Annotated in this window: 19 protein-coding genes; 8 read left to right on the forward strand and 11 right to left on the reverse strand. The window is 70.9% G+C overall.

Annotation, left to right across the window (positions count from 1 at the left end; all coding sequences use genetic code 11):
• Positions 1–633: 633 nt before the first annotated feature.
• The 5 genes from ACFVYN_RS06020 to ACFVYN_RS06040 all read right to left on the reverse strand — a co-directional run bounded on the left by ACFVYN_RS06020 (position 634) and on the right by ACFVYN_RS06040 (position 7,059).
• A complete protein-coding gene (locus tag ACFVYN_RS06020; RefSeq protein ID WP_389993119.1) occupies positions 634–2,283 on the reverse strand; it encodes a glycoside hydrolase family 13 protein in 1,650 nt (549 codons plus the stop codon).
• Between the two features lie 101 nt (positions 2,284–2,384).
• The gene (locus tag ACFVYN_RS06025) at positions 2,385–3,302 is read right to left on the reverse strand and encodes a carbohydrate ABC transporter permease (protein ID WP_389993122.1); all 918 of its coding nucleotides are present in this window, start codon (positions 3,300–3,302) and stop codon (positions 2,385–2,387) included.
• Positions 3,303–3,381: 79 nt separating this feature from the next.
• Positions 3,382–4,587, reverse strand: coding sequence for a carbohydrate ABC transporter permease (locus tag ACFVYN_RS06030; RefSeq protein WP_389993125.1), 1,206 nt, complete (start codon positions 4,585–4,587; stop codon positions 3,382–3,384).
• A gap of 42 nt (positions 4,588–4,629) precedes the next feature.
• Entirely contained in the window at positions 4,630–5,874 is a 1,245-nt protein-coding gene (locus ACFVYN_RS06035) for an extracellular solute-binding protein (protein WP_389993127.1), read from the reverse strand.
• A 159-nt stretch (positions 5,875–6,033) separates the two neighbouring features.
• Positions 6,034–7,059, reverse strand: a complete 1,026-nt coding sequence (locus ACFVYN_RS06040; RefSeq protein ID WP_389993130.1) for a LacI family DNA-binding transcriptional regulator — start codon at positions 7,057–7,059, stop codon at positions 6,034–6,036.
• A 211-nt stretch (positions 7,060–7,270) separates the two neighbouring features.
• Between ACFVYN_RS06040 and ACFVYN_RS06045 the strand changes: the two genes are divergently transcribed.
• Entirely contained in the window at positions 7,271–9,427 is a 2,157-nt protein-coding gene (locus ACFVYN_RS06045; RefSeq protein ID WP_389993133.1) for a glycogen debranching N-terminal domain-containing protein, read from the forward strand.
• Between the two features lie 252 nt (positions 9,428–9,679).
• Entirely contained in the window at positions 9,680–10,204 is a 525-nt protein-coding gene (locus tag ACFVYN_RS06050; protein ID WP_389993135.1) for a hypothetical protein, read from the forward strand.
• A gap of 413 nt (positions 10,205–10,617) precedes the next feature.
• Here ACFVYN_RS06050 and ACFVYN_RS06055 read toward each other — a convergent pair whose 3' ends face one another.
• Positions 10,618–12,087, reverse strand: coding sequence for an MFS transporter (locus ACFVYN_RS06055; RefSeq protein ID WP_389993137.1), 1,470 nt, complete (start codon positions 12,085–12,087; stop codon positions 10,618–10,620).
• A 123-nt stretch (positions 12,088–12,210) separates the two neighbouring features.
• Between ACFVYN_RS06055 and ACFVYN_RS06060 the strand changes: the two genes are divergently transcribed.
• A complete protein-coding gene (locus tag ACFVYN_RS06060) occupies positions 12,211–13,206 on the forward strand; it encodes an Lrp/AsnC family transcriptional regulator (protein WP_389993140.1) in 996 nt (331 codons plus the stop codon).
• Positions 13,207–13,447: 241 nt separating this feature from the next.
• Here the strand turns inward: ACFVYN_RS06060 and ACFVYN_RS06065 are convergent, their stop codons facing one another.
• The gene (locus tag ACFVYN_RS06065; protein ID WP_389993143.1) at positions 13,448–14,233 is read right to left on the reverse strand and encodes a class I SAM-dependent methyltransferase; all 786 of its coding nucleotides are present in this window, start codon (positions 14,231–14,233) and stop codon (positions 13,448–13,450) included.
• 160 nt (positions 14,234–14,393) lie between these two features.
• On the opposite strand from ACFVYN_RS06065, the gene ACFVYN_RS06070 reads away from it, so the two are divergent.
• The 5 genes from ACFVYN_RS06070 to ACFVYN_RS06090 all read left to right on the forward strand — a co-directional run bounded on the left by ACFVYN_RS06070 (position 14,394) and on the right by ACFVYN_RS06090 (position 20,373).
• Positions 14,394–15,599 carry a sensor histidine kinase gene (locus ACFVYN_RS06070; RefSeq protein ID WP_389993146.1) on the forward strand — a complete coding sequence of 402 codons (1,206 nt, stop codon included), beginning with the start codon at positions 14,394–14,396 and terminating at the stop codon, positions 15,597–15,599.
• Positions 15,596–16,243 (forward strand): response regulator, encoded by a 648-nt coding sequence (locus ACFVYN_RS06075; RefSeq protein ID WP_389993148.1) that lies wholly within the window; start codon positions 15,596–15,598, stop codon positions 16,241–16,243. The genes ACFVYN_RS06070 and ACFVYN_RS06075 overlap by 4 nt, the downstream gene beginning before the upstream one ends.
• Positions 16,244–16,405: 162 nt before the next feature.
• Positions 16,406–17,545 (forward strand): GNAT family N-acetyltransferase, encoded by a 1,140-nt coding sequence (locus ACFVYN_RS06080; protein WP_389993151.1) that lies wholly within the window; start codon positions 16,406–16,408, stop codon positions 17,543–17,545.
• A gap of 75 nt (positions 17,546–17,620) precedes the next feature.
• A complete protein-coding gene (locus ACFVYN_RS06085; protein ID WP_389993154.1) occupies positions 17,621–18,850 on the forward strand; it encodes a DegT/DnrJ/EryC1/StrS family aminotransferase in 1,230 nt (409 codons plus the stop codon).
• Positions 18,851–18,927: 77 nt separating this feature from the next.
• The gene (locus ACFVYN_RS06090; RefSeq protein WP_352386389.1) at positions 18,928–20,373 is read left to right on the forward strand and encodes a glyceraldehyde-3-phosphate dehydrogenase; all 1,446 of its coding nucleotides are present in this window, start codon (positions 18,928–18,930) and stop codon (positions 20,371–20,373) included.
• A gap of 22 nt (positions 20,374–20,395) precedes the next feature.
• Here ACFVYN_RS06090 and ACFVYN_RS06095 read toward each other — a convergent pair whose 3' ends face one another.
• The 4 genes from ACFVYN_RS06095 to ACFVYN_RS06110 all read right to left on the reverse strand — a co-directional run bounded on the left by ACFVYN_RS06095 (position 20,396) and on the right by ACFVYN_RS06110 (position 23,882).
• Positions 20,396–21,016, reverse strand: coding sequence for a DinB family protein (locus ACFVYN_RS06095; RefSeq protein WP_389993158.1), 621 nt, complete (start codon positions 21,014–21,016; stop codon positions 20,396–20,398).
• A gap of 106 nt (positions 21,017–21,122) precedes the next feature.
• The gene (locus ACFVYN_RS06100; protein ID WP_389993161.1) at positions 21,123–22,760 is read right to left on the reverse strand and encodes a thiamine pyrophosphate-binding protein; all 1,638 of its coding nucleotides are present in this window, start codon (positions 22,758–22,760) and stop codon (positions 21,123–21,125) included.
• Positions 22,757–23,545 carry a cyclase family protein gene (locus ACFVYN_RS06105; RefSeq protein ID WP_389993164.1) on the reverse strand — a complete coding sequence of 263 codons (789 nt, stop codon included), beginning with the start codon at positions 23,543–23,545 and terminating at the stop codon, positions 22,757–22,759. Before ACFVYN_RS06105 ends, ACFVYN_RS06100 begins: the two co-directional genes overlap by 4 nt.
• A 139-nt stretch (positions 23,546–23,684) precedes the next feature.
• Positions 23,685–23,882 (reverse strand): hypothetical protein, encoded by a 198-nt coding sequence (locus ACFVYN_RS06110; protein ID WP_389993167.1) that lies wholly within the window; start codon positions 23,880–23,882, stop codon positions 23,685–23,687.
• Between the last annotated feature and the right edge of the window lie 216 nt (positions 23,883–24,098).

A 24,098-nucleotide genomic window follows, 5' to 3' on the forward strand; every position in this document is an offset into this window, starting at 1 on the left:
GGCCGGCCCGGCCGTGCTCGCGCAGCAGCCCAGCGTGGTCGCCATGATCGGCCTCTTCTGCCGGACGAGTGCAACAGTCGCCCTGCGGTGCTCGCGGGTGAGGTCGGCAATCCGCTCCATCTGCGTCAGCGCGGTCCGCTTGCCGACCTGGCCTCTGCTGCGCGGCTTCGACCACACCGCCGACTCCGCCCCGACCGCTCCTGCCCGTGGCCGCCGCACCGCCGACGGCCCGGGTGCAGCGGCTCCGCCCGGCGCGCAACACCGCGAGGGCACCCGATCCCGGCCACGGCCGCCGCCCATCCCGCCCTCCCACTCCTCAACTCCAGCCAGGCACGGGCGAAGGGGGCGCAACGGGATGTCAGCGGAACGGTCAACCCCCGCGAGGCCGCACACGGCTCGACCCAGTGAGGCCAATCGAGTCGTTCGCAACCGGCCCCAGAGATCGCCCCCCGGCCAAAGGACTCGTTCCGCCGGGGCCAGAAGACTCATTCGATGCCAATCACGAGCTCGCCACAGATGGACCAGGGCCTGTCCGGTCGGCGGGGAGTGAACACCGGACAAGCCCTGGCGTATTCGGGCGCGGCTGGGCGCGCGACGGAGGTCGGCTGCGGTGATCCCGTCGCCGACCGTCAGTCAGTCCAAATGCAGCAGGACCGTCGTGTCGGGGGGCAGCAGTCCGGCCTTGTCCAACGGCCCTGAGGCGAGCAGTGGGCTGCCGGCGTCGGACAGTGGGATCGGCTGGTCGGAGAGGTTGACCGCGCACAGCAGGCCGTTGCCGCGTTCGAAGAGGAGCGTGCCGGGCGGGCTGTCCAGCCAGCGGAACTCCTCGCCCCGCAGGCTGGGGTTGGTGCGGCGCAGGCGCAGGGCGGAGCGGTAGAGCTGGAGCATGGAGGTGCGGTCGGCCTGGTTGGCTTCGGCGGTGTACGACTTCCAGTCGGCGGGCTGCGGCAGCCAGGGGGCGGCGGACAGGAACGTGCCGAAGCCGAAGGGCTGGGTGTCGCCGGTCCAGGGGAGGGGGACGCGGCAGCCGTCGCGGCCTCGGACGGTGTGGCCGGAGCGCTCCCAGGTGGGGTCCTGGAGGGCCGACTCGGGGAGGTCCTCGACCTCGTAGAGACCGAGTTCCTCGCCCTGGTAGATGTACGCGCCTCCGGGCAGCGCCAGCATCAGCAGGGCCGCCGCCCGGGCCCGGCGGGTGCCGAGGGCCAGGTCGGTGGGGTGGCCCTGGTCGTGCATGGGGGTCGTCACGCCGGTGTGGGCGCGGCCGTAGCGGGTGACGTGCCTGGCTTCGTCGTGGTTGGAGAGGACCCAGGTGGCGGGGGCGCCGACCGTCTCCAGATCGGTGATCGTGCGGTCGATGACCTCCCTCAACTTGTCTGCTTCCAGGGCGCACTTGAGGAAGTCGAAGTTGAAGGCGGTGTGGAGTTCGTCGGGGCGGAGGTAGTCGGGCAGGCGGCCGGGGCGGACGTGGGCCTCGGCGACGAGGACGCGGGGGTCCGGGTAGCTGTCGGCGATGGCGCGCCAGCTGCGGAAGATGTCGTGGACGCCCTCGCGGTCCCAGTGCGGGTGGTTGTCCTCGTGGGCGATGACGGAGAACTCCGTCAGGCCCAGGTCCGGCAGGGCCGGGTCCTTGGCCATGCCGTGGGCGACATCGATGCGGAAGCCGTCGACGCCCAGGTCGAACCAGAAGCGCAGGATCGACTCGAACTCGACCCGGACCTCGTCGTTGTCCCAGTTGAGGTCGGGCTGTTCGGGGGCGAAGAGGTGGAGGTACCACTGGCCGTCCGGCGTGCGGGTCCAGGTGGGGCCGCCGAAGGCCGCGTGCCAGTCGTTGGGGGGCTCGCTGCCGTTCTCCCCTCTCCCCTCTCGGAAGATGAACCGCTCCCTCTCCGGGGAGCCGGGCGCCGCCGCCAACGCCTCCTGGAACCAGGCGTGTTGGTCGGAGACGTGGTTCGGGACGATGTCCAGGATCACTCGCAGGCCCAGTTCGTGGGCCTCGGTGATCAGCTTCCGGGCCTCGTCGAGGGTGCCGAATGCGGGGTGGATGTCGCGGAAGTCGGAGACGTCGTAGCCGCCGTCGGCCAGCGGGGACGGGTACCAGGGGTTGATCCAGATCGCGTCGATGCCGAGGTGGGCGAGGTAGTGCAGGCGGGAGCGTAGGCCGGCGATGTCACCGGTGCCGTCGCCGTCACCGTCGGCGAAGCTGCGTATGTAGACCTGGTAGATGACCGCGGAGCGCCACCAGGCGTCGTTCGCGGCCTCGTTGGCGAGAGGCGGGTTGCTCATGTGGTTCGGTCCTGTCGGAGGGGGCGCATGGTCCGCACCGCCGCTGGTCGAAGCGACCGGGCCGGCCGGGTGGGGCGTGTCGCATCGGGGCTCTGGCCCGGCTATCCCTTGGTCGCGCCCTCCGTGCCGCCGCGGGCGAAGTGCCGTTGGAAGGCGAAGAAGACCAGTGCGACGGGGATGGTCATGAGCAAGGTCGCCGCGAGTTTGATCGGGTACTGGTTGCCCTGGCCGAGCTGACCGGAGACGAGTGAGGCGACCCCGGTGGTGAGGGTGTTCAGGTCCGGGCTCTGACGGGACACGATGAAGTGCGGCAGTTCGTTCCACGATGCCTGGAACGACAGGATGGTCAGGGTGATGAGGGCCGGGCGGGCCATCGGCAGCACGACCGACCAGAAGATCCGGAAGGTGCTCGCGCCGTCGATGCGAGCTGCTTCCTCGACGCTGACGGGGATCGACTCGAAGAACTGCTTCATGATGAACACCCCCGCGGCATCGGCGAGCAGCGGGACGATCATGCCCGAGTAGGAGTCGTACATCCCGATCTGGTTGAGCACGAGGAATTTCGGGATGAGCAGGACGACGGGGGGTACGGCCATGACCGCGATGACGGCGGCGAACAGGGCTCCCCGGCCGCGGAAGCGCAGCCTGGCCAGTGCGTATCCGGCGAGGGAGTCGAAGAAGACCCGGCCCGCGGTGACGAAGAGTGCGACGACGACGGAGTTCGCGAACCAGCGCGGATAGTCGGCTTCCGCGAGCCGGCTGAACGCCGCTGTCGTGAAGTGGGTCGGCCACAGCGACAGGGGGTGGCTGGTGGCGTCCGCGTCGGTCTTGAAGCTCGTCGCGAGCTGGATGAGGAAAGGGTAGATGTAGAGCAGCGCGACGACGACGAGGGCGGTGTAGCCGAGCGCGCGGGTGAGGCGGCTGCCGTGGCGGGTGCGGTTGCCTGCAGTGCGGGTGGTGCGCTTGTCGCCGGTGTGCGCTGTGGTGTCCGCGTCGGCGAGCCTGTGTGGTGTGCTCATCGCGTGCCTCTGTGGTGGACGTCGGCTGTGGCCGCCGGAGCGGCCTCGGTGGTGGGCGCGATTGCGGCGGGGTGCGTCATCAGGCCGCTCCCGTGGTCGGGCCGGACCCGGAGCGTGCCGCCTTCGCCGCGCGCCGGGTGGTGGCCTTGGCGCGGGCCTCGTCCTTGTCCCGCAGGACGAACCGCTGCAGGAGCGTCATCGCGACGATGATCGCGAAGAGGATGAAGGCGATGGCACTGCCCTGTCCCCACTCGTTGTTGATGAACGAGGTCTGGTAGGAGAGGAACGCGGGGGTCAGTGTCGTCTTTCCCGGACTGCCCTGGCTCATGACGTAGATCTGGTCGAAGACCTGCCAGGTGCCGATGAGTCCGAGGGTCAGGACGAGGAAGAGGGTCGGCTTGAGCATGGGCAGCGTCACGTGGCGGAACCGCTGCCAGCGCCCGGTGCCGTCGATCTCGGCAGCCTCCTCGACTTCGAGGGGGATGTCCTGCAGCGCCGCGAGGAACATGAGCATGAACGTGCCCGCCGTCGTCCACACCACCAGCACGATGATCGCGGTCATGGCGACGCTGGGGCCGGAGATCCAGTCCCACAGAGACAGTCCGCCGACCGTGGTGTCGGCGAGTGCGGACGGTGGCGCGTCCTGGTTCACGCCGAAGGCGCCGAGGGCGAGATGGATGATGCCGCGCGGATCGGCGAACCAGGCCGGTCCGTCGACTCCGACCTTCGCGAGCAGGGAGTTGACCACTCCGCTGGAGGAGAAGATGAACAGGAAGACGACCGAGATCGCGACCGAACTCGTCACCGAGGGGAAGTAGTACGCGGTCCGGAAGAAGCCCTTGCCCTTCAGCCGTCTCCCGTTGACCAGGAGCGCCAGGCCCAGCGCGAGCGCGGTCTGCAGCGGGACGACGAAGAGCACGTAGTAGGCGTTGTTGCGCAGGCTCGTCATGAAGTCGCTCTGCGCCAGGCCGGACTTGGTGACGAGCTGCCCGTAGTTCTCTCCGCCGACGAAGTGCACGCCCGAGGAGAAGGGGCTGCCCTGGCCCTTCCAGTCGGACAGGCTGACCCAGAGCGCCATGGCGATCGGCACGACCAGGAAGAGTCCGAGCACGACGAGGACGGGTGAGACGAACAGCCAGCCGGCCAGACCCTCCCCGCCCCGGATACCGCGGGAGGCTCGGTCACGTCGGACGCGGCCTTTGCCGGCCTTGGCGGTGTCTGCCGCCCGGCCTGGTGCCGGGCCGCTGCCCGGGCCCTTGGCGGGCCCGGGATTCGGTTCACTCATCGCAGGTTCACTCTCGCTTTGTTCGTGTCCGGACTGTCCGGGTTACTGGCCTACGACCGCCTGCGCGTTCTTCTGAAGCCGCGCGAGGATCTGCTTCGGGTCGCCGCCCGGCAGGGACTGCAGGCCGGTGTCGAAGTCGGCGAGCACCTGGTCGATCTTCGCGACGTTCACCGGGGCCTGGGCATACGCGGCGCCGTCGATGAACGCCTTGTCCTGCGGAAACTGGGCTACGTACTCGGCCTGGGCGGACTGCCGCGACGGCATCACGCCGATCGCCTTGGCGAAGGTCAGCTGGTTGTCCTTCGCTGTCATCGCCTTGACGAAGTCGAGGGCAGCGGCCTTGTGCTTGCTCTTGGCCGCGATGCCCCAGCACTGGGTGAAGGCGAGCGTGCCCTTCTTGCCCGTGGGACCGGTCGGCAGGGGGACGGTCGTGTACTTGACGCTCGGGTAGTCGCTCTTCATGGCGCCGGCGATCCAGTTGCCCTCGATCGTCATGGCGGCCTTCTGCTTGCCGAAGGCTTCACCCGACCAGCCGGAGTCGAGCTGCTTGGGGTACTTGGCCGAGCCGTCGGCGAGCAACGACTGGACGAACTTCAGGGCCTTGAGGTTCTCGGGAGAGTCCGCGGTGACCTTGGTGGCGTCCTTGTTGGTCACCCAGCCGCCGGCCTGGACCATGAAGGCACCGATCCGGTCGCGCGTGTCGCCCAGGGCGAGTCCGACCTGCTTGCCCGTGGTCAGCTTCTTCGCCACGGACGCCAACTGCTGCCAGGTGGTGGGATAGTCCGCGGCGGTCAGGCCGGCCTTCGCCCATGCCGTGGTGTTGATCTGCAGACCGAGCGTGGAGAAGTCCTTGGGGATGCAGTAGAGCTTGCTCTTGTAGGTGAACGCCTGCCGCAGCGCGGGGTAGAAGTCGTCCTTCCCCGCGAAGCTGTCGCCGTACGGTTCGAGGCTGCCCGCGCTGGCGTACGTCGCGAAGCGCGCGGCGTCGACGTAGAAGACGTCCGGCGGGTTGTTCGAGGCGAAGCCCTGACCCAACTGCTGGGCGATGTCCTGGGCCTGGGTGACGGTCGCCTTGTTGCCGGACTTCGTCCCCCACGCGTTGGCCGCGTCCGTGACGGCCTTCGTCTCGGCGTCGCCGCTGGAGGCGATGAGGACCTTGATCGAGGCAGGGCCGGCCGACTGCTGGCTGTCGGTGCCGCTGTCGAAGCCGCTGCCACCACAGGCCGACAGGCTGAGCGACAGCAGCGCGACGCCACCAACAGCCCAACGGGTACGCGGATTTCTCATGATAAATCTCCTTGTGCAGGCCGGCCTGACGCGCCGGTGGTAGAGGGGACCACGTCCCGTCGCCGCACTGGCGGCTGTGAAGGGATCGCGGGTGCCGCTGGAACGGCCTACAGGGCGCCGTTCGGCAGGGTGGAAAGGGTGCGGGTGCCGCGGACCGGCTCAGCCACTCGCCCGGACGACGAGCCGGGGCGGCAGCAGGACCGGGGTCGGCGGGGCGGCCGGCGGTTCGGGGGTGGCCAGCAGTTCCTGGAGCATCCGCAGACAGGCGGCGGCGGCCTCGTCGTACGGCTGGGCCACGCTGCTGAGGCCGACGACCGCCGCGGTCGGGGAATCATCGAAGCCGACCACCGCGACATCGACCCCGGGACGCAGTCCACGCGCGGTGATCTCGGTCCAGGCCCCAAGTGCCAGTGAGTCGCTCGCGCAGACGATGGCGGTCGGCGGCGTGGGCAGGTCGAGCATCGTCGCGGCGGCCTTACGGCCGGTGTCGAGCCCGTCGGGGACGCCCGCGTCGTAGCCGACAGGCACGTCGATTCCGGACACGGCGAGGAGGGAGGCCCAGCCGGTGCGCCGGTCGTCGCCGACTTCTAAACCGTCCGGCCAGCCGAGGAAGGCGATCCGCTGGTGGCCGGAGTCGATGAGGTGCCGGGTCGCGGCAAGGGTCCCTTGCGCGCCGTCGACATCGACCCAACCGTGCCGCTCCGGGGCATCCGGTTCGGCCCCCCAAGGTCGGCCGAAGGTCACGAACGGCACCCGGCGCTCGGTCAGCCACGCCGTCCGGCTGTCGCCGGCGTGTGTGGCGTGCAGGACGAAGGCGTCGAGGTCGTGATCGTCGAGAAGCTGCTCGTACAGGGAGCACTCGTGGTCGTCGTGGGTGGCCGTGAACACCACGATCCGGTAGCCGGCCTCCTGGGTACGGGCGGTCAGCGACTGGAGGAAGTGGGCCAGGACGGCGCCGTTGACGCCGTCGCGCGGTGGCTCGATGCGGGCGCCGATCAGACGGGAACGCCGGGTCCGCAGCGTCCGGGAAGCCTGGTTCGGGCGGTAGTTGAGCTCCTTGATGGCGGCCTGTACGCGGGCCAGGGTCTCCGGTCGCACCCGGTGCGGAGCGTTGATCACGTTGGACACGGTCTGCATCGACACGGAGGCATGCCGCGCCACGCTCTCGAGTGTTACTCGCGCCATCGCGAAGCCACCTCCATAAATTCTCTGCGCCGCAGCGTATCCGCCGTGGTGGTACCGCGGTGTATCGCCGTAACGCTTTGATTTGAACGTTAAATTTAGCGTTCCAATCGGTTACTGTGGCGATCGGCGCCCGGCCTGTCAAGAGTCGGCGCAGTAACGAACCGCCCTCACAAACCGCCCACGAGACACGAGGGCACCGGACGGAGCTTCCATGACTTCACCCGAGCGGCAGCCGCTCCTGCACGACCTCTCGGTCACCCTCGCCGCCCCGACGGTCGTCCTGTCCGGGCCGGACGGCGACCTCGACGCCTCCGCTCCCGGGGCCGCGGTGCAGGGGCTCTTCCACGCGGATGTGCGCGCGGTGAGTCTGCTGCGCGTGACGCTGCGCCCCGACGTCGGGGCGGTGGACGGTGCCGCAGTCGCGGACAGCGGCAGGGCGACGGACAGCGACGGGGGCTGGCTGCCGGTCGTCGCGGTCATGAACGCGACGGACGGACCCGGCCACAGTCGTTTCGTCGGCCTGGCCCGGTCGCTCGGCGACGCCGTTCCCGACCCGACCGTCCGGGTCGACCGGCGGCGCACCGTTGCCCCCGGCCGGCTCACGGAACGGCTGACCGTGCGCTCCACCGCGACGGCACCGGTGCATCTCGCCGTCCGGGTCGAAATCGCCGGGGACCTTGTGACGCTGGAGCACGCGAAGGCGGGCCTGGCGCCCCGGCCCCCTCTTGGGCCCACAGGCGAACTGCCGTCCGGCGACGGCGTGTTGTGCTGGGGCGACAAGGGCGTCGCGGTCACCGTGAGCGCCCCCGGCGCGGTGGTCGACGTGGAGCGTTCCACGTTGACCTGGACCCTCACGGTCAAGCCGGGCGAGAACGTCGACCTGCACCTGGCCGTCGAGGTCTCTGACACGGCCGCGGTCGTCACGGCCGCCGGCCCCCGGCCCACCTGGCAGCGTCCGGAGGTCACCGCCGACGACCGCCGCCTGCCCGCCCTCGTCGAGCAGAGCCTGGACGACCTCCAGTCGCTGCGTATGGCCATGGCCGCATCGCCCGGTGACACGTTCCTCGGCGCGGGCGTCCCGTGGTTCTTCACGCTCTTCGGCCGGGACAGCCTGTGGGCCGCACGGATGCTCCTGCCGCTGGGCACCGACCTCGCACTGGGCACCCTGCGCACCCTGGCCGCCCAGCAGGGCACCCGCACCGATCCGGCGACGGAGGAAGAACCGGGCAAGATCCTCCACGAGGTGCGGCGCGGGGTCTTCGACGACGGCATGGGCCTTGTCCTGCCGCCGGTCTACTACGGCACGGTCGACGCGACACCCCTGTGGATCTGCCTGCTCCACGACGCATGGCGCTGGGGCCTGCCCGCCGCCGACATCGAACCGCTGCTGCCCACGCTCAAGGCGGCGCTCGACTGGATCGACGCCGCCGCCCGGGCCGGAGCCGGGTTCCTCTCCTACATCGACCACAGCGGCACCGGTCTGTCCAACCAGGGCTGGAAGGACTCCGGCGACGCCGCCCGGTTCGCCGACGGCCGCCTCGCCGACGCTCCTCTCGCTCTCGCCGAAGTACAGGGCTACGCCTACGAGGCGGCCCTCGCCGGGGCGGCACTGCTCGACGCCTTCGCCCTGCCGGACAGCGCACGCTGGCGGACCTTCGCGGCCGACCTCGCCGACCGGTTCCGAACCCGGTTCTGGGTCTCCGACCAGCACGGCCCTTACCCGGCCATGGCGCTCGACGGCGCGGGCCGCCCGGTCGACGCCGTCACGAGCAACATGGGCCACCTCCTGGCCACCGGCATCCTCAACGCTGAGGAGACCGCCGCCGTCGCCGCACGGCTCGCCGCCCCGGACATGTCCGACGCCTACGGACTGCGCACCATGTCGTCCCAGTCCGGCGGCTTCGGCCCGCTGCGCTACCACTGCGGAACCGTCTGGCCCCACGACACCGCCATCGCCGTCACCGGCCTCGCCCGCACCGGCCACCACGAAGCCGCCGCACGCCTCATCGAGGGCATCCTCGACGCGGCACCGGCCTTCGACTACCGCCTGCCCGAACTGTGGGGCGGCGACGCCCGCGCGGACACCCCCGCACCCGTGCCCTACCCCGCCGCCTGCCGACCACAAGCATGGTCGGCGGCATCCGCTGTCGCCCTCATGACGGCACTGACCGGGCTCGATCCCAACGTCCCCGCCGGCCGTCTCCACCTCCGCCCTACAGGCCCACTCCCCGTCGGCGCCCTCACCGTTGCAGGACTCAGCGTGGCGGGAGAGCGACTCGACATCACCCTCGCCTCCGACGGCCGCATCGAATCGGTTTCCGCTCCCGCGGGACTGATCGTCGAGGAACACACGGCACCACACTCCTGAAGATCGCGTCGGCCGACCTGCGCGACATCCGCGCACACAAGAGAGCGTTGACCGCCCCCTGCGCGGGCGACGTTCATGACGGGCAGACACTGCCACCCGGGAACTGCTGGTCCACCAACGTGCGCATCGTCTGAGGCGACACCGTCAACTGGTTGGCCTGGCATGGCGGGAGCACCCGTGTCACGGACCTCCACGGCAACCCGTTTGTTTCCGGTCGACCAGGCGGCCCGGACTCTGTCAGGCTGCCCAACCATGACCGCTTACGAACTGTTGCTTATAGGTGGTGGGGCGGGCGTCGGAAAGACGACCGTTGCATGGGAGGTGTCTGCGGCGTTGCAGGGAAGGGGAACGGCCCACTGTCTGATCGAGGGCGACTACATGGACCAGATCCATCCGGCCCCACAGGGCGACCCTCACCGCGCTGCCATCACCGAACGGAACACCGCGGCGGTCTGGTCGAACTACGCCGCTCTCGGCCAGCATCGCCTCGTCTACTCCAACACGGTGAGCATCCTGGAAGCGCCGATGATCAGCCGGGCCATGGGCGGCGGCGAGGTCCGAGCCACCTGCGTCCTGCTCACGGCAGGGGAGACGACCGTGCGGGAACGCCTCGCCCAACGCGAAATCGGCTCGCAGCTCACCGCCCACATCGAGCGGAGCCTGCGGAACGCACGGGAACTGGACGAGAGGGCTCCAGCGGGCACGGTCCGTATACCGACCGACGGCCGGTCGGTCGAGGACATCGCAGTGGACGTGATCAAGGCGGCTGCGTGGTAGGGGGACGATAGTCATCGGACATCGCTCGGGCCGAAACGGAACGGCATGACCCAGAAGGATCGTCGGGACACCGATGCCGCCCAGTGCTGTGACACCACCGGTAAGGGCATGGTCCCGGCGTCCCGTCACGGGGCCAGGCACACCGTGCTTCGGCGAGCATCGGCTCGATCGGAGGATTCAGCGTCACTCTGCCACTTCTCACCAGGTCCGCCCCGGTCCGCACGACAGGCGCCTCCAGGCTGTGCCGGGTCAAGGCGAGGCGGGCACGGTGCGGGTGGGCAGGGGGACGACAGTGCTGCCGCTGCGCAGGCCGTCGTTTTCGAGGGCCAGCTGGCGGATGGCCTCCTCGTACAGGGCCACGGTGCGGCGCAGGTCGGTGTTCTCCCGACGCAGTCGGCTCCGCTGGTACGACGTCAGCCCGCCTCCTCGTCGGCGGGAACAGCCGGTCGGGTGTGGCCAGTCATCACACCGGCGGCCGCAGCGGTGGCGGCCAGGAGCACGGCGGCCGCGCCGAGCGCGTTTCCGGCCGCGGTGCGGGGGCCGCCGGTCGTGCCGAGGTAGGTCCCGCCGACCAGGGCGATACCGAGGGTTCCGCCGAGTTGTTGGACGGCGTTGAGCAGTCCCGCCGCAGATCCGGTCTCCTGCGGCCCGACGGCCGACAGCGCGGTGGTGAAGAACGGCGGCGTGAACAGTCCGGTGCCCAGACCCGCCAGCGCGAGGGCGAACGGGAGGGCCGTCGGGTAGGCGTCGGAGGCGGCGGCGCGGTAGGCGAACGCGGCTGCGGCCAGTCCGCCGGCGAGGGTGGCGATGCCGGCGTGCATGACGCGGTCACCGTATCGGGGGACGAGGCGGCTTCCGGCAACCCACGAGGCGACGGCCAGTCCCGTGGACCAGGGCAGGAGGGTGAGTCCGGCGGTGAGCGGCCCCTCGTGGAGCCCGAGCTCCAGGTGGAGGACGACGGTGATCATGACACCGTTCATCACAGCGAAGAACAGCGTGGACGTGGCCAGTGCGGCGGGAAAGGAGCGGCCGCGCAGCAGGGCGGGTTCGATCAGCGGGGCTTTTCCGCGGCGGGCGGTGCGGCGCTGCTGGGCGACGAACACCGTCAGGACAGCGGCGCCGGACGAGGCGGTCGCCCAGGCGGCGGGCCCCGGGTGGCCGGTGGCGAGCGGGCACACCAGCAGGGCGGTGCCCACCATGGCCAGCGCGGTGCCGGCCGGGTCGAGGCGGGGGCGGACGGGGGCGCGGTCCTCGCGCAGACAGGGTGTGGCCGCCAGGACAGCGGCGGCGAGGGGAAGGTTGACGAGAAAGACGGCGCGCCAGGAGGCGCCGAGCAGGTCGGCGTGGGTGAGGACGCCGCCGAGCGCGGGGCCGACGACGGCGGACAGCCCCATGACGGGACCGATCATGCCGAGGGCCTTGGACAGTTCCGGGCCGGTGAACATGGCGCGGATCAGCCCGAACGTCTGCGGGATGACCGCGGCCGCGGCGGCGCCCTGCACGGCGCGCAGGGTGATGAGGACAACGGCGGTGGGAGCGAGCGCGCACGCCAGGGAGGTCACGGCGAACGCGATGACCCCGGCGCAGAAGACGCGCCTGCGGCCGTGGATGTCGCCGAGGCGGCCGCCGCTGAGCAGGCCGAGGGCAAAGGCAAGGGTGTAGGAGGCGCTGAACCACGGGATGGTGGCGTCCGCTCCGCCAAGGTCGGTGTGCATGACGGGGGCGGCGACCTGGACGATCGTGGCGTCGAGGAGGTTCATGGCCTCGGCGGCAAGGAGCGCGGCGAGCGCGATCCAGCGCCATCGGTACGGCGCGCTGTTGAAGGCGGTCGGCGGTAGGGCGGGGTCGGTGGTTGGAGCGGGTGTGCGGACAGTGCGGGACATACGTTCCCCCAGATACAGACGGCGACAGGCCGGTGACCACCGTGCCCGCCCATCCGCGTGAGCTTCCATTTTTTCGCAATCGATGGATGATTACTTCCATTTGGATCGACTAGTTTGCTCGATATGCTCAAGTTGGATGATGTGGACCTAGGCCTGATCCATGCCCTGCAGGTGAACGCGCGGGCGCCGTTCACGCTCATCGCCGAGGTGCTCGGCTCCTCAACGCAAACCATCGTCCGGCGCTACCGACGCCTGTACTCGCAGGCCGGGATGCGAGTGGTAGCGCTGCCAACGCCGCGCAGCGCGGGCGTGCACCAATGGTTTGTGCGGCTGACGGCCGCGACGCGCAGCGCGCACGACATCGCCGTGGCGCTCGCGCGCCGGCCGGACACCTCGTGGGTGCGGCTGACATCCGGCGGCACGGAGATCGTGGCCATCATCCACACACCGCCGTCCGGTCCGGACGCGCACGCGTTGCTGCTGCGCGACATCCCCCGCACCGCCGGAATCACCTCCGTCTCCGCGCACTACCTGCTGCACACTTACCTCGGCGGCCCGACCGCGTGGCGGGGGCGGGTGAACGTGCTGGACCAGTGCCAGCAGGACCGGCTGCGCGCCGAACAGGATCCAGTCGGTACGAGAGGGCGCACCGCCGCCCCCGAGGAAGAGCCGTACGTGTTGACCGACGCGGACCGGGTGTTGCTGGGCGCAATGCGCGAGGACGCACGGATCAGCTACGCGGATCTGGCGGCGGCGGCCGGCACGACGGCGTCGACGGCAGCCCGCAGACTTGCCGAACTGCGGGCGCGGGGCGCGCTGTTCTTCGACGTGGACGTGGACCCTGCACTGATGGGCGTCACAGTGTCGGCGCTGTTGTGGATGCAGATTTCGCCCGCGCACCTGGACACGGTGGCGACCGCGCTGGCGGGCCACGAGGAACTGGCGGTGGTCGCGGCGACGACCGGACCGACGAACCTGGTCGCCCACGCGCTGTGCCGGGACGCGGAGGCGCTCCACACGTACCTGACGCGGCGTCTGACGCGGGAAGCGATAACGCACATCGAAACGGCCCCGGTGCTGCGCACGTACAAGGCCGCAGCGACACTGCGGACACCCTGACCCCCCGCCCCGGCTCCGATGACACCCGCATGCCCGGCTACGGCACCACCACCAGGTCACCATGAGGCATAAGCAACTGAGGAAGACCGCTCTGCGCCGCCCGCGCATGTAGCGCCCTGCGCCCCACCGCATCCGATGCGTGCCGACGCAGCGCGCGCCATCGTCCCCGACGCGCAGCGGATGCACGTGAGGGCCTGTTGGTTCAACTGCGACACCGGCCAGGAGGACATTCCCTCGGCCCTCACCGGATCGCGTCCCCGTGTGTCACCCGGATCTTGGACTGGCCGTGCGGGAGTTCCTCCCAGTCGTCCATGAAGCGGGCGTGCAGGCCGTGCTTCTCGGCCAGGGCCACGAGCGTCTCGACGCGGTAGTAGAAGTCCTCCCGGAGCACATGGTGTTCCTCGCCCTCGGTGCGGTCGAAGGTGAAGTCGAACCAGCCGCCCGGAGCGAGGACCCGGCCGACGTGGGCCAGGCACTCCTCGATCACCTGCAGCGGCGAGTGCGAGAAGACGCTGTGCGCGTGGACGACGTCGAAGTGGGCGTCCGGCAGGAAGCCCAGCGTCAGGTCGCGGACCGGGGTCAGGTTCGGCAGCCGCTTCTGGAGGGACATCTCGGTGATCGTGTCCTGCGCGGCGAAGAGGATGTCGGGCGAGATGTCGATGCCGTAGTAGTGGCCGGGCTCCAGATGGCGGATGAAGCGCCAGCCGCCGCGCAGGTTGCCGCAGCCGATCTCCAGCATGCGGTGTTCGGGGCGCAGCCCGTGGCCGAGCAGGTAGTCGAACTGCATAGCGCCGAGCGCCAGCCAGCGTTCCCGGCTGCGGCTGCCGACGGCCGCGTCCGGGTCGGTGCGGGTGTCCGAGCGCATCACGGCCCGGTAGTAGGAGATGTGGTCCGGGTGCCGGCGGCGCAGCCACAGGTCGCGGGCGGCGCGGGCCACATGGCGGGGAACGCGGTCGGGGTGGCGCAGGGCGTAGCCGACGCGGTGGCCGAGGGCGGCACGGTTGGCGGTGAGGTTCTTGGCGGGCATCGTGAGGCCTTTCGCAGGTCTTCGCTCTGCTGCCAAGCCTCGGGGCGGCGGTCGACGGTCCGGATCGGCCAACAGGCTCCTGCCCCGGGGAAGTTCGGGCGACCGCCATGTCAGCCGATCGGCTGATGCGGTCCGGCGTCCGGCACGTTAGACACGGAGCATGAACCACACCGATCCGGACGAGCGCTGGCTGGGCGCGGTCGTGCACGGCGCGTTCTTCGTGCTGCTCGGCTCGTCGTTCGTCCGCTTCCTGAGCCGCGACCAGGGCGGCGCGCGCACCGGCTGGGTGGTGGCGCTGTTTGCCTTCTTCTGTGTGCTGTACGTCCTCGGGCATCTGGTGGCCCCGCCGCCCCTCCCGGGACTGCCGCCCACCCGGCGTCATCTGGCGTGGCTGAGCTCGGTCACCGCCGTGTGGGCCGTCCTGCTCGCGCTCGCGCCGAGCGCCACCTGGTGTGTGATGCCGCTGCTGTTCGCCGGACTGCACGCGTTGCCGCCGAGGATCGCGGTACCGGCGGCGGCCGTGCTCACCGCGCTGGTCGTGCTCTCGGAGATACGGGTGGCCGACGGGCCGCTCAACCCGAACATGGTCGTGGCCCCGCCGGCCGTCGCTGCGGTCGCCACCGCCGTACTCGTGCACCTGCAACGGCAGGGCGCCCGGCAGCGCGTACTGATCGAGGACCTGGTGCGCACTCGGCACGAACTCGCCGCCACCGAGCGGCGGGCCGGTGTCCTCGCGGAGCGGCAGCGGCTGTCCGCGGAGATCCACGACACCCTCGCGCAGGAGCTGTCCAGCCAGCGGATGCTGCTCCAGGCCGCCGAGCGGGTGTGGGGGACCGACCAGGGCGCGGCTCGGGAGCACGTCACGGCGGCGGCGGAGATCACCTCGCGCAGCATCGCCGAGGCCCGCCGGTTCGTGCACGACCTGGCCCCGGCCGACCTGGCGGAGGCTTCGCTCACGCAGGCCCTCGGCGAGCTGGCCCGGCGTGCGAGCGGCCCGGGGCTGGCCGTGGAGTTCCGGCTCGACGGGGAACAGGGGCCGCTGCCGGAGCGGGTCGCGGCGGCGCTGCTGCGGATCGCCCAGGGCGCGCTGGCCAACGCACGGGAGCATGCGGCGGCGACCCGGGCCGCGCTCACGCTGACGTGGCTGGAGGACCAGGTCTCGCTGGACATCGCCGACAACGGGCGGGGGTTCGAGCAGACCGCCGAACCGGCTGCGTTCCGGTCGACTACGCGTGGGCACGGGCTTCCCGCCATGCGGATCCGGGCCCGGCAGGCCGGCGGCACGCTCACCGTGGAGTCCACGCCGGGAGAGGGCACCGTGGTGTCGGCCGCCGTCCCGCTCGTCGTCAAGGAGCCTGCCCTGTGAGTACGTTGTCGCCAGCCTCCCCCGTCCGGCTCCTGATCTGCGACGACCATGCCGTCGTACGCGCCGGGCTGCGCGCCCTGCTCTCCAGCGCGGAGGGCATCGACGTGGTCGGGGAGGCCGCGACCGGCGAGGAGGCGCTCGCCATGGCGGCCCACCTGAACCCCGACGTCGTACTGATGGATCTCCAACTGGACGGCGGCATGGACGGGGTGACGGCCATCCGGCGGTTGGCCGCACCGTCCGGGAACGGCCCCCGCGTCCTGGTGCTCACCATGTTCGACACCGACGCCGACATCACCCGGGCCATCGAGGCGGGCGCCACCGGCTATCTCCTCAAGGCGGAACAGCCCGAGGAGCTGTTCTCGGCCATCCGTGACGCGGCGTCGGGCCGCAGCGCGCTGTCCGCCCCGGTGGCCGACCGGCTGCTGACCCGGCTGCGCAGCCCGCGTCCGGCCCTGTCCGCCCGCGAGCACGAGATCCTCGCGCAACTCGCCCGTGGCCTCGGCAACCGGGAGATCGCCCGGACCCTGTTCATCAGCGAGGCGACGGTGAAGACCCATCTGGGACGGATCTACGGCAAGTTGGGCGTCGAGACCCGGGCGGGCGCGGTGGCCGTCGCCAAGGAACGACGGCTGCTGTCGTGACCGGCGGCGGGAACCAGGCGCATCCGATTCCGCACTCTTCCGTTACGGCTGGCACCCTTGACAGCATGCGTACTGTTTGGCGACGTTTGATCCTTGCCGACGCTTCGATCGGCGGGACGCGGACGCCGCGTCGTGGGGGGAAACTGGGGGGAACGGTCGCCCATGCGATCCATGAGCAGTGATACGGACATAACGATCCACAGACCCGAAGAACTCGCCGCCTCGCTCCGCACGGCCTGGCACCGGGCGATGGACGAGTCGCCCGAATACGCCAACCCGTTCCTGGCACCGGAGTTCGCGGCCGGGATCGGCAGACACCGCGGCGGCGCCCGGGTGGCCATCCTGCACCAGCACGGCGAGGCCGTGGGCTTCCTCCCGTACGAACGGGGCTCCTTCGGCGTCGGGCGGGCCATCGGGCTCGGGCTGTCCGACTGCCAGGGCCTCGTGCACCGCCCCGGGGTCACCTGGGACACCCCGGCACTGCTGAAGGCGTGCCGGCTCTCGGTGTTCGAGTTCGACCATCTCGTCGAGGAGCAGCAGCCCTTCGCCCCCTACGTCACCGGGAAGTTCGCCTCCCCGGTGATCGACCTGAAGGTCGGCAGCGACAGTTACCCCGAGTGGCTGCGCGGCGCGTACCCGGGGCTCGCCAAGACGACCCTGAAGAAGGAACGCCGGCTCACCCGCGACCTCGGCGAGCTGCGGTTCGTGTTCGACGAGCGGGACCCGGACGCGCTGCGCACGCTGATGCGGTGGAAGTCGGCCCAGTACCGCAGGACGGGCCGGATGGACCGGTTCGCGCGACCGTGGATCGTGCACCTCGTGGAGGACCTCTTCCAGGTCCGCGAGGAGCACTTCACCGGGGTCCTGTCGGTGGTGTACGCCGGTGACCGGCCGGTGGCCGCCCACTTCGGGCCGACCTCGCGCACGGTGTTCGCCCCCTGGTTCACCGCGTACGACCCCGAGCTGCGCTACTACTCCCCCGGCCTGATCATGCACCTGCGGATGGCGGAGGCGGCGGGCCGGCGCGGGGCCCGGCTCATGGACATGGGGCGCGGCGACAAGGAGTGGAAGGACTGGCTCAAGACCCGTGAGCTGCGCGTGGCGGAAGGATTCGCCACCCGTCCCCATCCAGTCGCGACGGCCCACCGTCTGTGGCGTCGGCCGGTGCGGGGTCTGCGCAACACGGTCAACGCCCACCCGGCCCTGCGCGAGCCCGCCGACCGCCTCCTGAAGACGGTCGGCACCCTGCGGACATCCGGGCACCGCTCGGACTCCGACCGCGCGGGCCCGCTGGCGAGCTGAGGCTGCCGACTCGACGTCCGGGCGTGTTGTTCTCCTCCACGGCCCTTTCCTGGCCCATCGACACAAGGGGTGCCGATGCCGTACGGCTCGCGGCTGGCCGCGACGATGACCCGGCGACTGGGACGCGAATGCGTCCACACACCCTCGGCCCGACTGGCCCTGTACCTGGCGCTCAGGCGCTGGTGCCGGCCGGGCCCGCGGGTGCTGATGTCACCGGTGAACGACGACGTGATCCTGTTCGTGGTCCTCGCGGCCGGGCTGCGCCCCGTGCAGGCGCCCGTGTCCGTGTGGGACGGCAACATCGACCCGGCCGTCGTGCCGGAGTCGACCTGGCGCAACGTGGACGCGGTCCTGACCACCAACCGGTACGGCGTGCCCGACCGGGTCCTCGAACTGCGGCGCCGCTGCGAGCAGTTGGGGATCCCGCTGTTCGAGGACGCCGCGCACGCGATCGCCAGCCATGTGGACGGGCAGCCGGTCGGGACCTTCGGCAGGGCGGCGGCGTTCAGCCTGTCCAAGCACGTGGCCGGGATGGCGGGCGGCTTTCTCGCCGTCGAGGACGCGCGCACCCGCCGGGAGCTGGAGCTGCTGCGGGACGACCTGCTGACCCCCGGCCGGCTGCGTGAGGACCTGACCACCACCCTGCGCCCGCTGGCCCGGTCCGCCGTCCGTTCGCTCCATCTGGTGCGCCCGGTGTGGCGGACCATGGAGCGCCTCGGGCTGATGGAGCGCGACGCGTTCCGGATGGAGCTGCACGCACCGCGGCTCGCCACCTCCGCCCGGGAGGCACCGAGCCTGACCGCCTACGAGCGGTGGGTCCGTGTCGATCTGCGCGGCTACCGCTCCCGGCACGGCTCGCTGGTCCGCGGCCGGCTGGGCCTGCGGATGGCCCGGCTCGACGAGGACCTGGCCCGGCGCAGGGCCGGGGTCGCCCTGCTGGCTGGCACGCCCTGGGCCTCACCGGCACTGCGCGACCGGACGGCCCACGACGGCCCTCTGCCCCTCTTCCGGGTGCCGCTCCTGGTCCACGACCGCGACGCCCTCGTACGGCGGCTCGTGCGGCACGACGTGGTCTGCGGCTACATCTACGACCCGCCACTGGACGACTACGCGGGCGCGGAGTTCGTCGAGCCCTCCCCCGACCCGGCGCCCGCCCGCTGGTTCGCCGCGCACACGCTGCCGGCCGATCCCCTGCTGGCCCGCCGGATCGTGGCCGCGTTCGCGAGGGAACGGGTGGCCGACGCGCACCCCTCGCTGCTGCGGCCGGTTCCGGACGCCACACGGCCGCGGCTGCTGGGCCAGTGAACCGTGACACCCCGACGATCGATCACCGCGTCAGGGGGTTTAGCATATGAGCGCCGCCTAGCTCGAAAGAGAATTCTGTGACTGTCAAGGACGACTCGTTCACCGACTGGAAGAACCGCGAGGAGATCGCGGAATCGATGATCCCGATGATCGGGAGGCTGCACCGGGAGCGTGATGTAACGGTTCTCCTGCACAGCCGTTCCCTGGTGAACAAGTCGGTGGTCAGCATCCTCAAGACCCACCGGTTCGCCCGGCAGATCGCCGGCGAGGAGCTCTCCGTCACCGACACCCTGCCCTTCGTCCAGGCCCTCACCACGCTGGACCTCGGTCCCTCGCAGATCGACATCGGCCGGCTGGCCGAGATCTACCAGGCCGACGACCGCGGCCTGTCGGTGGCCGAGTTCACCGCCGAGGCCGTGGCCGGCGCGACGGGCGGCAACAAGATCGACCGCCGTGAGCCGCGGGACGTCGTCCTCTACGGCTTCGGCCGGATCGGCCGCCTGGTGGCCCGGCTGCTGATCGAGAAGGCGGGCTCCGGCAACGGCCTCCGGCTGCGCGCGATCGTCGTACGCGGAGGCGGCGACCAGGACATCATCAAGCGGGCCTCGCTGCTGCGCCGGGACTCCATCCACGGCCAGTTCCAGGGCACGATCACCGTCGACGAGGCCGAGAGCGCGATCATCGCCAACGGCAACACCATCAAGGTGATCTACGCGAACGACCCGTCCGAGGTCGACTACACGGCGTACGGCATCAAGAACGCGATCCTCATCGACAACACCGGCAAGTGGCGTGACCGCGAGGGCCTCTCGCAGCACCTGCGCCCCGGCATCGACAAGGTCGTGCTGACCGCACCGGGCAAGGGCGACGTCCCCAACATCGTGCACGGCGTCAACCACGACACGATCAAGCCGGACGAGCAGATCCTGTCCTGCGCGTCGTGCACGACCAACGCGATCGTGCCGCCGCTGAAGGCGATGGCCGACGAGTACGGCGTGCTGCGCGGCCATGTGGAGACGGTCCACTCGTTCACCAACGACCAGAACCTGCTGGACAACTACCACAAGGCGGACCGCCGGGGCCGTTCCGCGCCGCTCAACATGGTCATCACCGAGACGGGCGCCGCCTCCGCCGTGGCCAAGGCGCTGCCCGACCTCAAGGCACCGATCACCGGCAGTTCGATCCGGGTGCCGGTGCCGGACGTCTCCATCGCGATCCTGAGCCTGCGCCTGGGCCGTGAGACCACCCGCGAGGAGGTCCTCGACCACCTGCGGGACGTCTCGCTGACCTCCCCGCTCAAGCGCCAGATCGACTTCACGACGGCCCCCGACGCGGTCTCCAGCGACTTCATCGGCTCGCGCCACTCCTCGATCGTCGACGCCGGTGCCACCAAGGTCGACGGGGACAACGCGATCCTCTACCTCTGGTACGACAACGAGTTCGGCTACTCCTGCCAGGTGGTCCGGGTCGTACAGCACGTGACCGGAGTGGAGTACCCGACCTATCCGGCGCCCGCGGTCTGACCCGGCGGTCCGGACGGGCCGGTCAGTGCCGTCGTTCCCGGTACAGGTCGCGCAGCAGGGCGATCTCGGCGCCGTGGTGCAGGACTTCCTGGTTGACCCACCACACGATGTCCCCGAAGGGTTCCTCGGGGTCGCTGCCGTGCGGGTAGGTGGAGCGGCCGACGGTGTCGAGGTCGGTGTCGTCGGTGGTGCGCAGCGTCGTGCGCCAGGCGTCGACGGCCGAGTCGAAGGCGGCGATCGCGTCGGCGGCGGTGCCGCTGACGCGGTAGTCGTCCCGGGTGAGGGTGTGGGTGCCCGTCGTGTGGTCGGCGCGCAGCAGGAGCATCTCGCTGAGATGACTCAGCCGCCACGCGAGGGTCGTGAACGGCGGCGGAACGGGGTGCGGGTAGGGCGCGGCGTCCCTGCCCCAGTCGCCGGTCCCGGCCAGGAAGGTCGCCCGCGCCCCGGGTCCGTCCGCGCGCCGCCGGACCGACCAGCAGTTGGGCACCGGCTCCCAGAGGTACTCCTCGTCGGTCATCGCCCCGACCGGGGTCCGTGAGCCGTCGCCGCTGTCCATGACCGGCCCTGCGAGGCGCGCGGCCAGGCGCTCGCAGGACCAGTCGAACTGGTCGAGCAGCGGGGTGAGGCGCGGTCCTGCGGTCATCGGTGCTCCCCTGGGTCGTCCAGTCGTCCAGTCGTCCGGTCGGCCAGGCTGGCACGGAGAGGGCGATCCCGCTCCTGCTTTTTCCGGGGATCGGTCACAAGGGCCCTCAGTGTCCGCGGAACGCCTCCTCCAGCCACCACGCCCCGCGGTCCCGCACCACCTTGGCGTCGATGAGCAGCGGGGCGGATCGTGGGCCGGCGACCCAGTCCTCCACGGCCTTCAGATCCGTGCGCGTGCGCACGGTCACCGCCTCGAAGCCGTAGCCGCGGGCCACGGCCGCGATGTCCGTCGGCGGGAACTCCACCGTGTGGAGCGGGTGTCCGGCGGGGCCGAAGTGGTGCACCTCCGCTCCGTAGGCGTCGTCGTTGTAGACCACGACGACCATGGGGAGCCCGAGCCGCCGTACGGTGTCCAGCTCGGCGGCGCCCATCAGCGCGCCGCCGTCGCCGAGCGCGGCCACCGGCAGCCGGTCCGGACGGGCGAGGGCCGCGCCGATCGCGGTGGCGAGGCCGAGGCCGATCGACTGGTAGGCCTGGGTGAAGCAGAAGCCGTCCTGGTCGGGCACGGACAGGAACATGCTCGGGTGGCCCATGAAGTTGCCGGAGTCGACGCCGATCACCCGCTGCGCCGGGAGGACGTCGTCGAGGGCGATGCTGAGGGTGCGGGGGTCGATCCGGTCGCGGGTGCTGGTGTCCTCGTACGGCACGTCACGCCAGCGCACGCGAGCGGCGACGGCCGCGGCGATGTCAGGGGTCCGCAGGCCCTGCCGTTTGCCGCGGGAGGCCGCGAGGACGTGCCGCGCGGTGAGTTCGACATCGCCGGTGACCCCGAGATGCAGCTCCCGGTGCGCGCCCAGTGCCGAGGGGTCGTCGACCTGCACCACGGTCGTGTCGGCGCCGATGAGGGCGCCGTGCCGCATGGTCCACATGTTCAGTGCGCAGCCCCAGCCGACGATCACGTCGGCGCCGCCGATGAGTTCGACCGCCAGCGGCGAGGCGAAGCCTCCGGACACGTCGAGTGACCAGGGGTTGTCGTGGAACAGGCCGCGCGCCACGGCCGAGGTCGCCAGCAGCGCGCCGCAGCGCTCGGCGAGGGCTTCGAGGGCGTCCCGGGCGGCGGGCGAGCGTGCGCCGCGCCCGGCCACGAAGACCGGCCGCCGGGCCTGCTCCAACACCCGCGCCAGCGCCGCCACTTCGGATGCGGCCGGTTCGACCGCCGGTCGTGGCGGCGGTGGTGCCGCCTGAGCGAGGGCACCCTCGGGGGAGTCCGACGCCTGGACTTCCAGAGGGAGGTTGAGGAGCACGGTGCGCCGCTCGTGCAGGGCCCGCCGCACCGACTCACACGCCTGTGCCACGGCGTCCTCGGCCGAGGTGATCCGCAGCGGCAGCGCGCCCACCGCCGCGCCCAGCGCGTCCTGGTCGACGTAGAAGTTGGAGGTCGGCCTGGTCACCTCGGCCGCCAGCACCACCAGCGGTGTACGGCTCTTGGCCGCCTCGGCTATCCCCGTCATCGCGTTGGTGAGCCCGGGCCCCTGGTGGACGCTGACCGCGGCCACCGTGCCGCTCACGCGCGCGTACGCGTCGGCCATCGTCGCCGCACCGCCCTCGTGGCGGGCGGCGACGAAGCGGGCGCCGGCCGCGACCATCGCGTTGGTCAGATGGAAGTTCCCGGATCCCACCACGCCGAAGACCTGCTCGACCCCGGCCGCGTACAGGGCCCGACCGACGGCCTCCGCGACCTTCATGACCGCTCCACCAGCGCCAGCACGCGCGCGGGCGAGCCGGAGCCCGCGACGATGGGCAGCGGCCCCGCGACGACGACGCTGCCGGTGGCGGGCAGCGCTGCGAGGTTCTGGAGCTGGGTCAGGCCGTACTTGTCACTGCCCATCAGGTAGGAGTGACAGGGGAATGCGAGGTCGAAGGTGTGCCCGCGCCCGGCGTCCGTGCCGACCGTCTCCACACCGAGGCCGATCACCGGCGACTCCTCGGCCACCCAGCGGGCGCAGTCGGGGGACAGACCCGGAGTGTGCGGGCCGTTCTCGTCGGCGTTGAGGAAGTCCTCCTGGGAGTGCGAACGGGCGTCCCAGCCGGTGCGCAGGAACAGCCAACCCCCTTCCGACAGTGGTCCGTTGTGCTCCTCCCAGGCCTTGACGTGGTCCACCTCCACGAGGAAGTCGGGGTCCTTGGCCGCCGCGGCGGTGAAGTCCAGTACGGCGGCCGGGGCGATCAGCCGCTGCGGCGGTACGGACGCCACGTCGGCGAGGTCCTTTCCGGTGACCCAGTGGTTCGGGGCGTCGAAGTGGGTGCCGGTGTGCTCCCCGCTGCGGAAGTTGTTCCAGTACCAGGCCGGTCCACGGTCGTCGTACCGGCTGATCTCCTCCAGCTCGAAGATCGCCGTCTGGCCGAACTCCGGCGGCAGTTGGATCACCGGTGTGGACGACGACAAGGGCGAGGTGAGATTGACGACTTCGATCGAACCGGTCCGCAGGGCGGACACCAGGGCGGCGAGAAGGGACGGCTGCTCGTGCATGAGGGCCTCCTGAAACGCTCCGAGGCTGCCAGCATGGCACCGACCGTCCGGCCGGGGCTCGGCTTCGAGACGGACGGAGTCTCGCCGGACCACAACGGGCCCCGGATCGGCCGATCCGGGGCCCGTGGCGGGTGTGCGGTCAGTTCACGCCGGCGTGGGCCTTGACGCCGACCGCGACACCCTCGGCGGAGACGAGGGCGCCGGCGTCGGCGCAGACCTCGAGGTGCGCCACGCGCAGGTGGAGACCGGCAGTGGCCGCGGCGGTGACGCCACCGGAGACGGTGTCCAGGTCGGCGTCGGTGAGCTCGGCGGCCTCGATGTGGGGGGTGACGTTCATGGCGCGCGGTTCCTTTCGCATGAGCAATCCTCGAGGAGGGGGGACACCGGATGGAAGCACGCCGGTCATGAACACGGCCACTCAGCCGACCGCAGCTCATGGCATGTGCCGGTGTCCGTCTTCACCAGCGGCGCCAGACGGTCACTCAATCCACCTGTTTCTTCACAGGATTTGCGGCAGCAGCGTCCCGTCCGGTGCGGCCATGACCACTCCCTT

It is taken from the genome of Streptomyces sp. NPDC058307 (assembly GCF_042880295.1).
In the GTDB taxonomy this organism is placed as follows: domain Bacteria; phylum Actinomycetota; class Actinomycetes; order Streptomycetales; family Streptomycetaceae; genus Streptomyces.

Coding starts and splice junctions, on each gene's coding strand:
- ACFVYN_RS06095 (WP_389993158.1), bottom strand. CDS start 21,016: ATGACCGCAGGACCGCGCCTCACCCCGCTGCTCGACCAGTTCGACTGG.
- ACFVYN_RS06030 (WP_389993125.1), bottom strand. CDS start 4,587: ATGAGTGAACCGAATCCCGGGCCCGCCAAGGGCCCGGGCAGCGGCCCG.
- ACFVYN_RS06085 (WP_389993154.1), top strand. CDS start 17,621: ATGCCGTACGGCTCGCGGCTGGCCGCGACGATGACCCGGCGACTGGGA.
- ACFVYN_RS06055 (WP_389993137.1), bottom strand. CDS start 12,087: ATGTCCCGCACTGTCCGCACACCCGCTCCAACCACCGACCCCGCCCTA.
- ACFVYN_RS06065 (WP_389993143.1), bottom strand. CDS start 14,233: ATGCCCGCCAAGAACCTCACCGCCAACCGTGCCGCCCTCGGCCACCGC.
- ACFVYN_RS06070 (WP_389993146.1), top strand. CDS start 14,394: ATGAACCACACCGATCCGGACGAGCGCTGGCTGGGCGCGGTCGTGCAC.
- ACFVYN_RS06100 (WP_389993161.1), bottom strand. CDS start 22,760: ATGAAGGTCGCGGAGGCCGTCGGTCGGGCCCTGTACGCGGCCGGGGTC.
- ACFVYN_RS06060 (WP_389993140.1), top strand. CDS start 12,211: ATGCTCAAGTTGGATGATGTGGACCTAGGCCTGATCCATGCCCTGCAG.
- ACFVYN_RS06020 (WP_389993119.1), bottom strand. CDS start 2,283: ATGAGCAACCCGCCTCTCGCCAACGAGGCCGCGAACGACGCCTGGTGG.
- ACFVYN_RS06040 (WP_389993130.1), bottom strand. CDS start 7,059: ATGGCGCGAGTAACACTCGAGAGCGTGGCGCGGCATGCCTCCGTGTCG.
- ACFVYN_RS06110 (WP_389993167.1), bottom strand. CDS start 23,882: ATGAACGTCACCCCCCACATCGAGGCCGCCGAGCTCACCGACGCCGAC.
- ACFVYN_RS06025 (WP_389993122.1), bottom strand. CDS start 3,302: ATGAGCACACCACACAGGCTCGCCGACGCGGACACCACAGCGCACACC.
- ACFVYN_RS06080 (WP_389993151.1), top strand. CDS start 16,406: ATGCGATCCATGAGCAGTGATACGGACATAACGATCCACAGACCCGAA.
- ACFVYN_RS06050 (WP_389993135.1), top strand. CDS start 9,680: ATGACCGCTTACGAACTGTTGCTTATAGGTGGTGGGGCGGGCGTCGGA.
- ACFVYN_RS06045 (WP_389993133.1), top strand. CDS start 7,271: ATGACTTCACCCGAGCGGCAGCCGCTCCTGCACGACCTCTCGGTCACC.
- ACFVYN_RS06105 (WP_389993164.1), bottom strand. CDS start 23,545: ATGCACGAGCAGCCGTCCCTTCTCGCCGCCCTGGTGTCCGCCCTGCGG.
- ACFVYN_RS06035 (WP_389993127.1), bottom strand. CDS start 5,874: ATGAGAAATCCGCGTACCCGTTGGGCTGTTGGTGGCGTCGCGCTGCTG.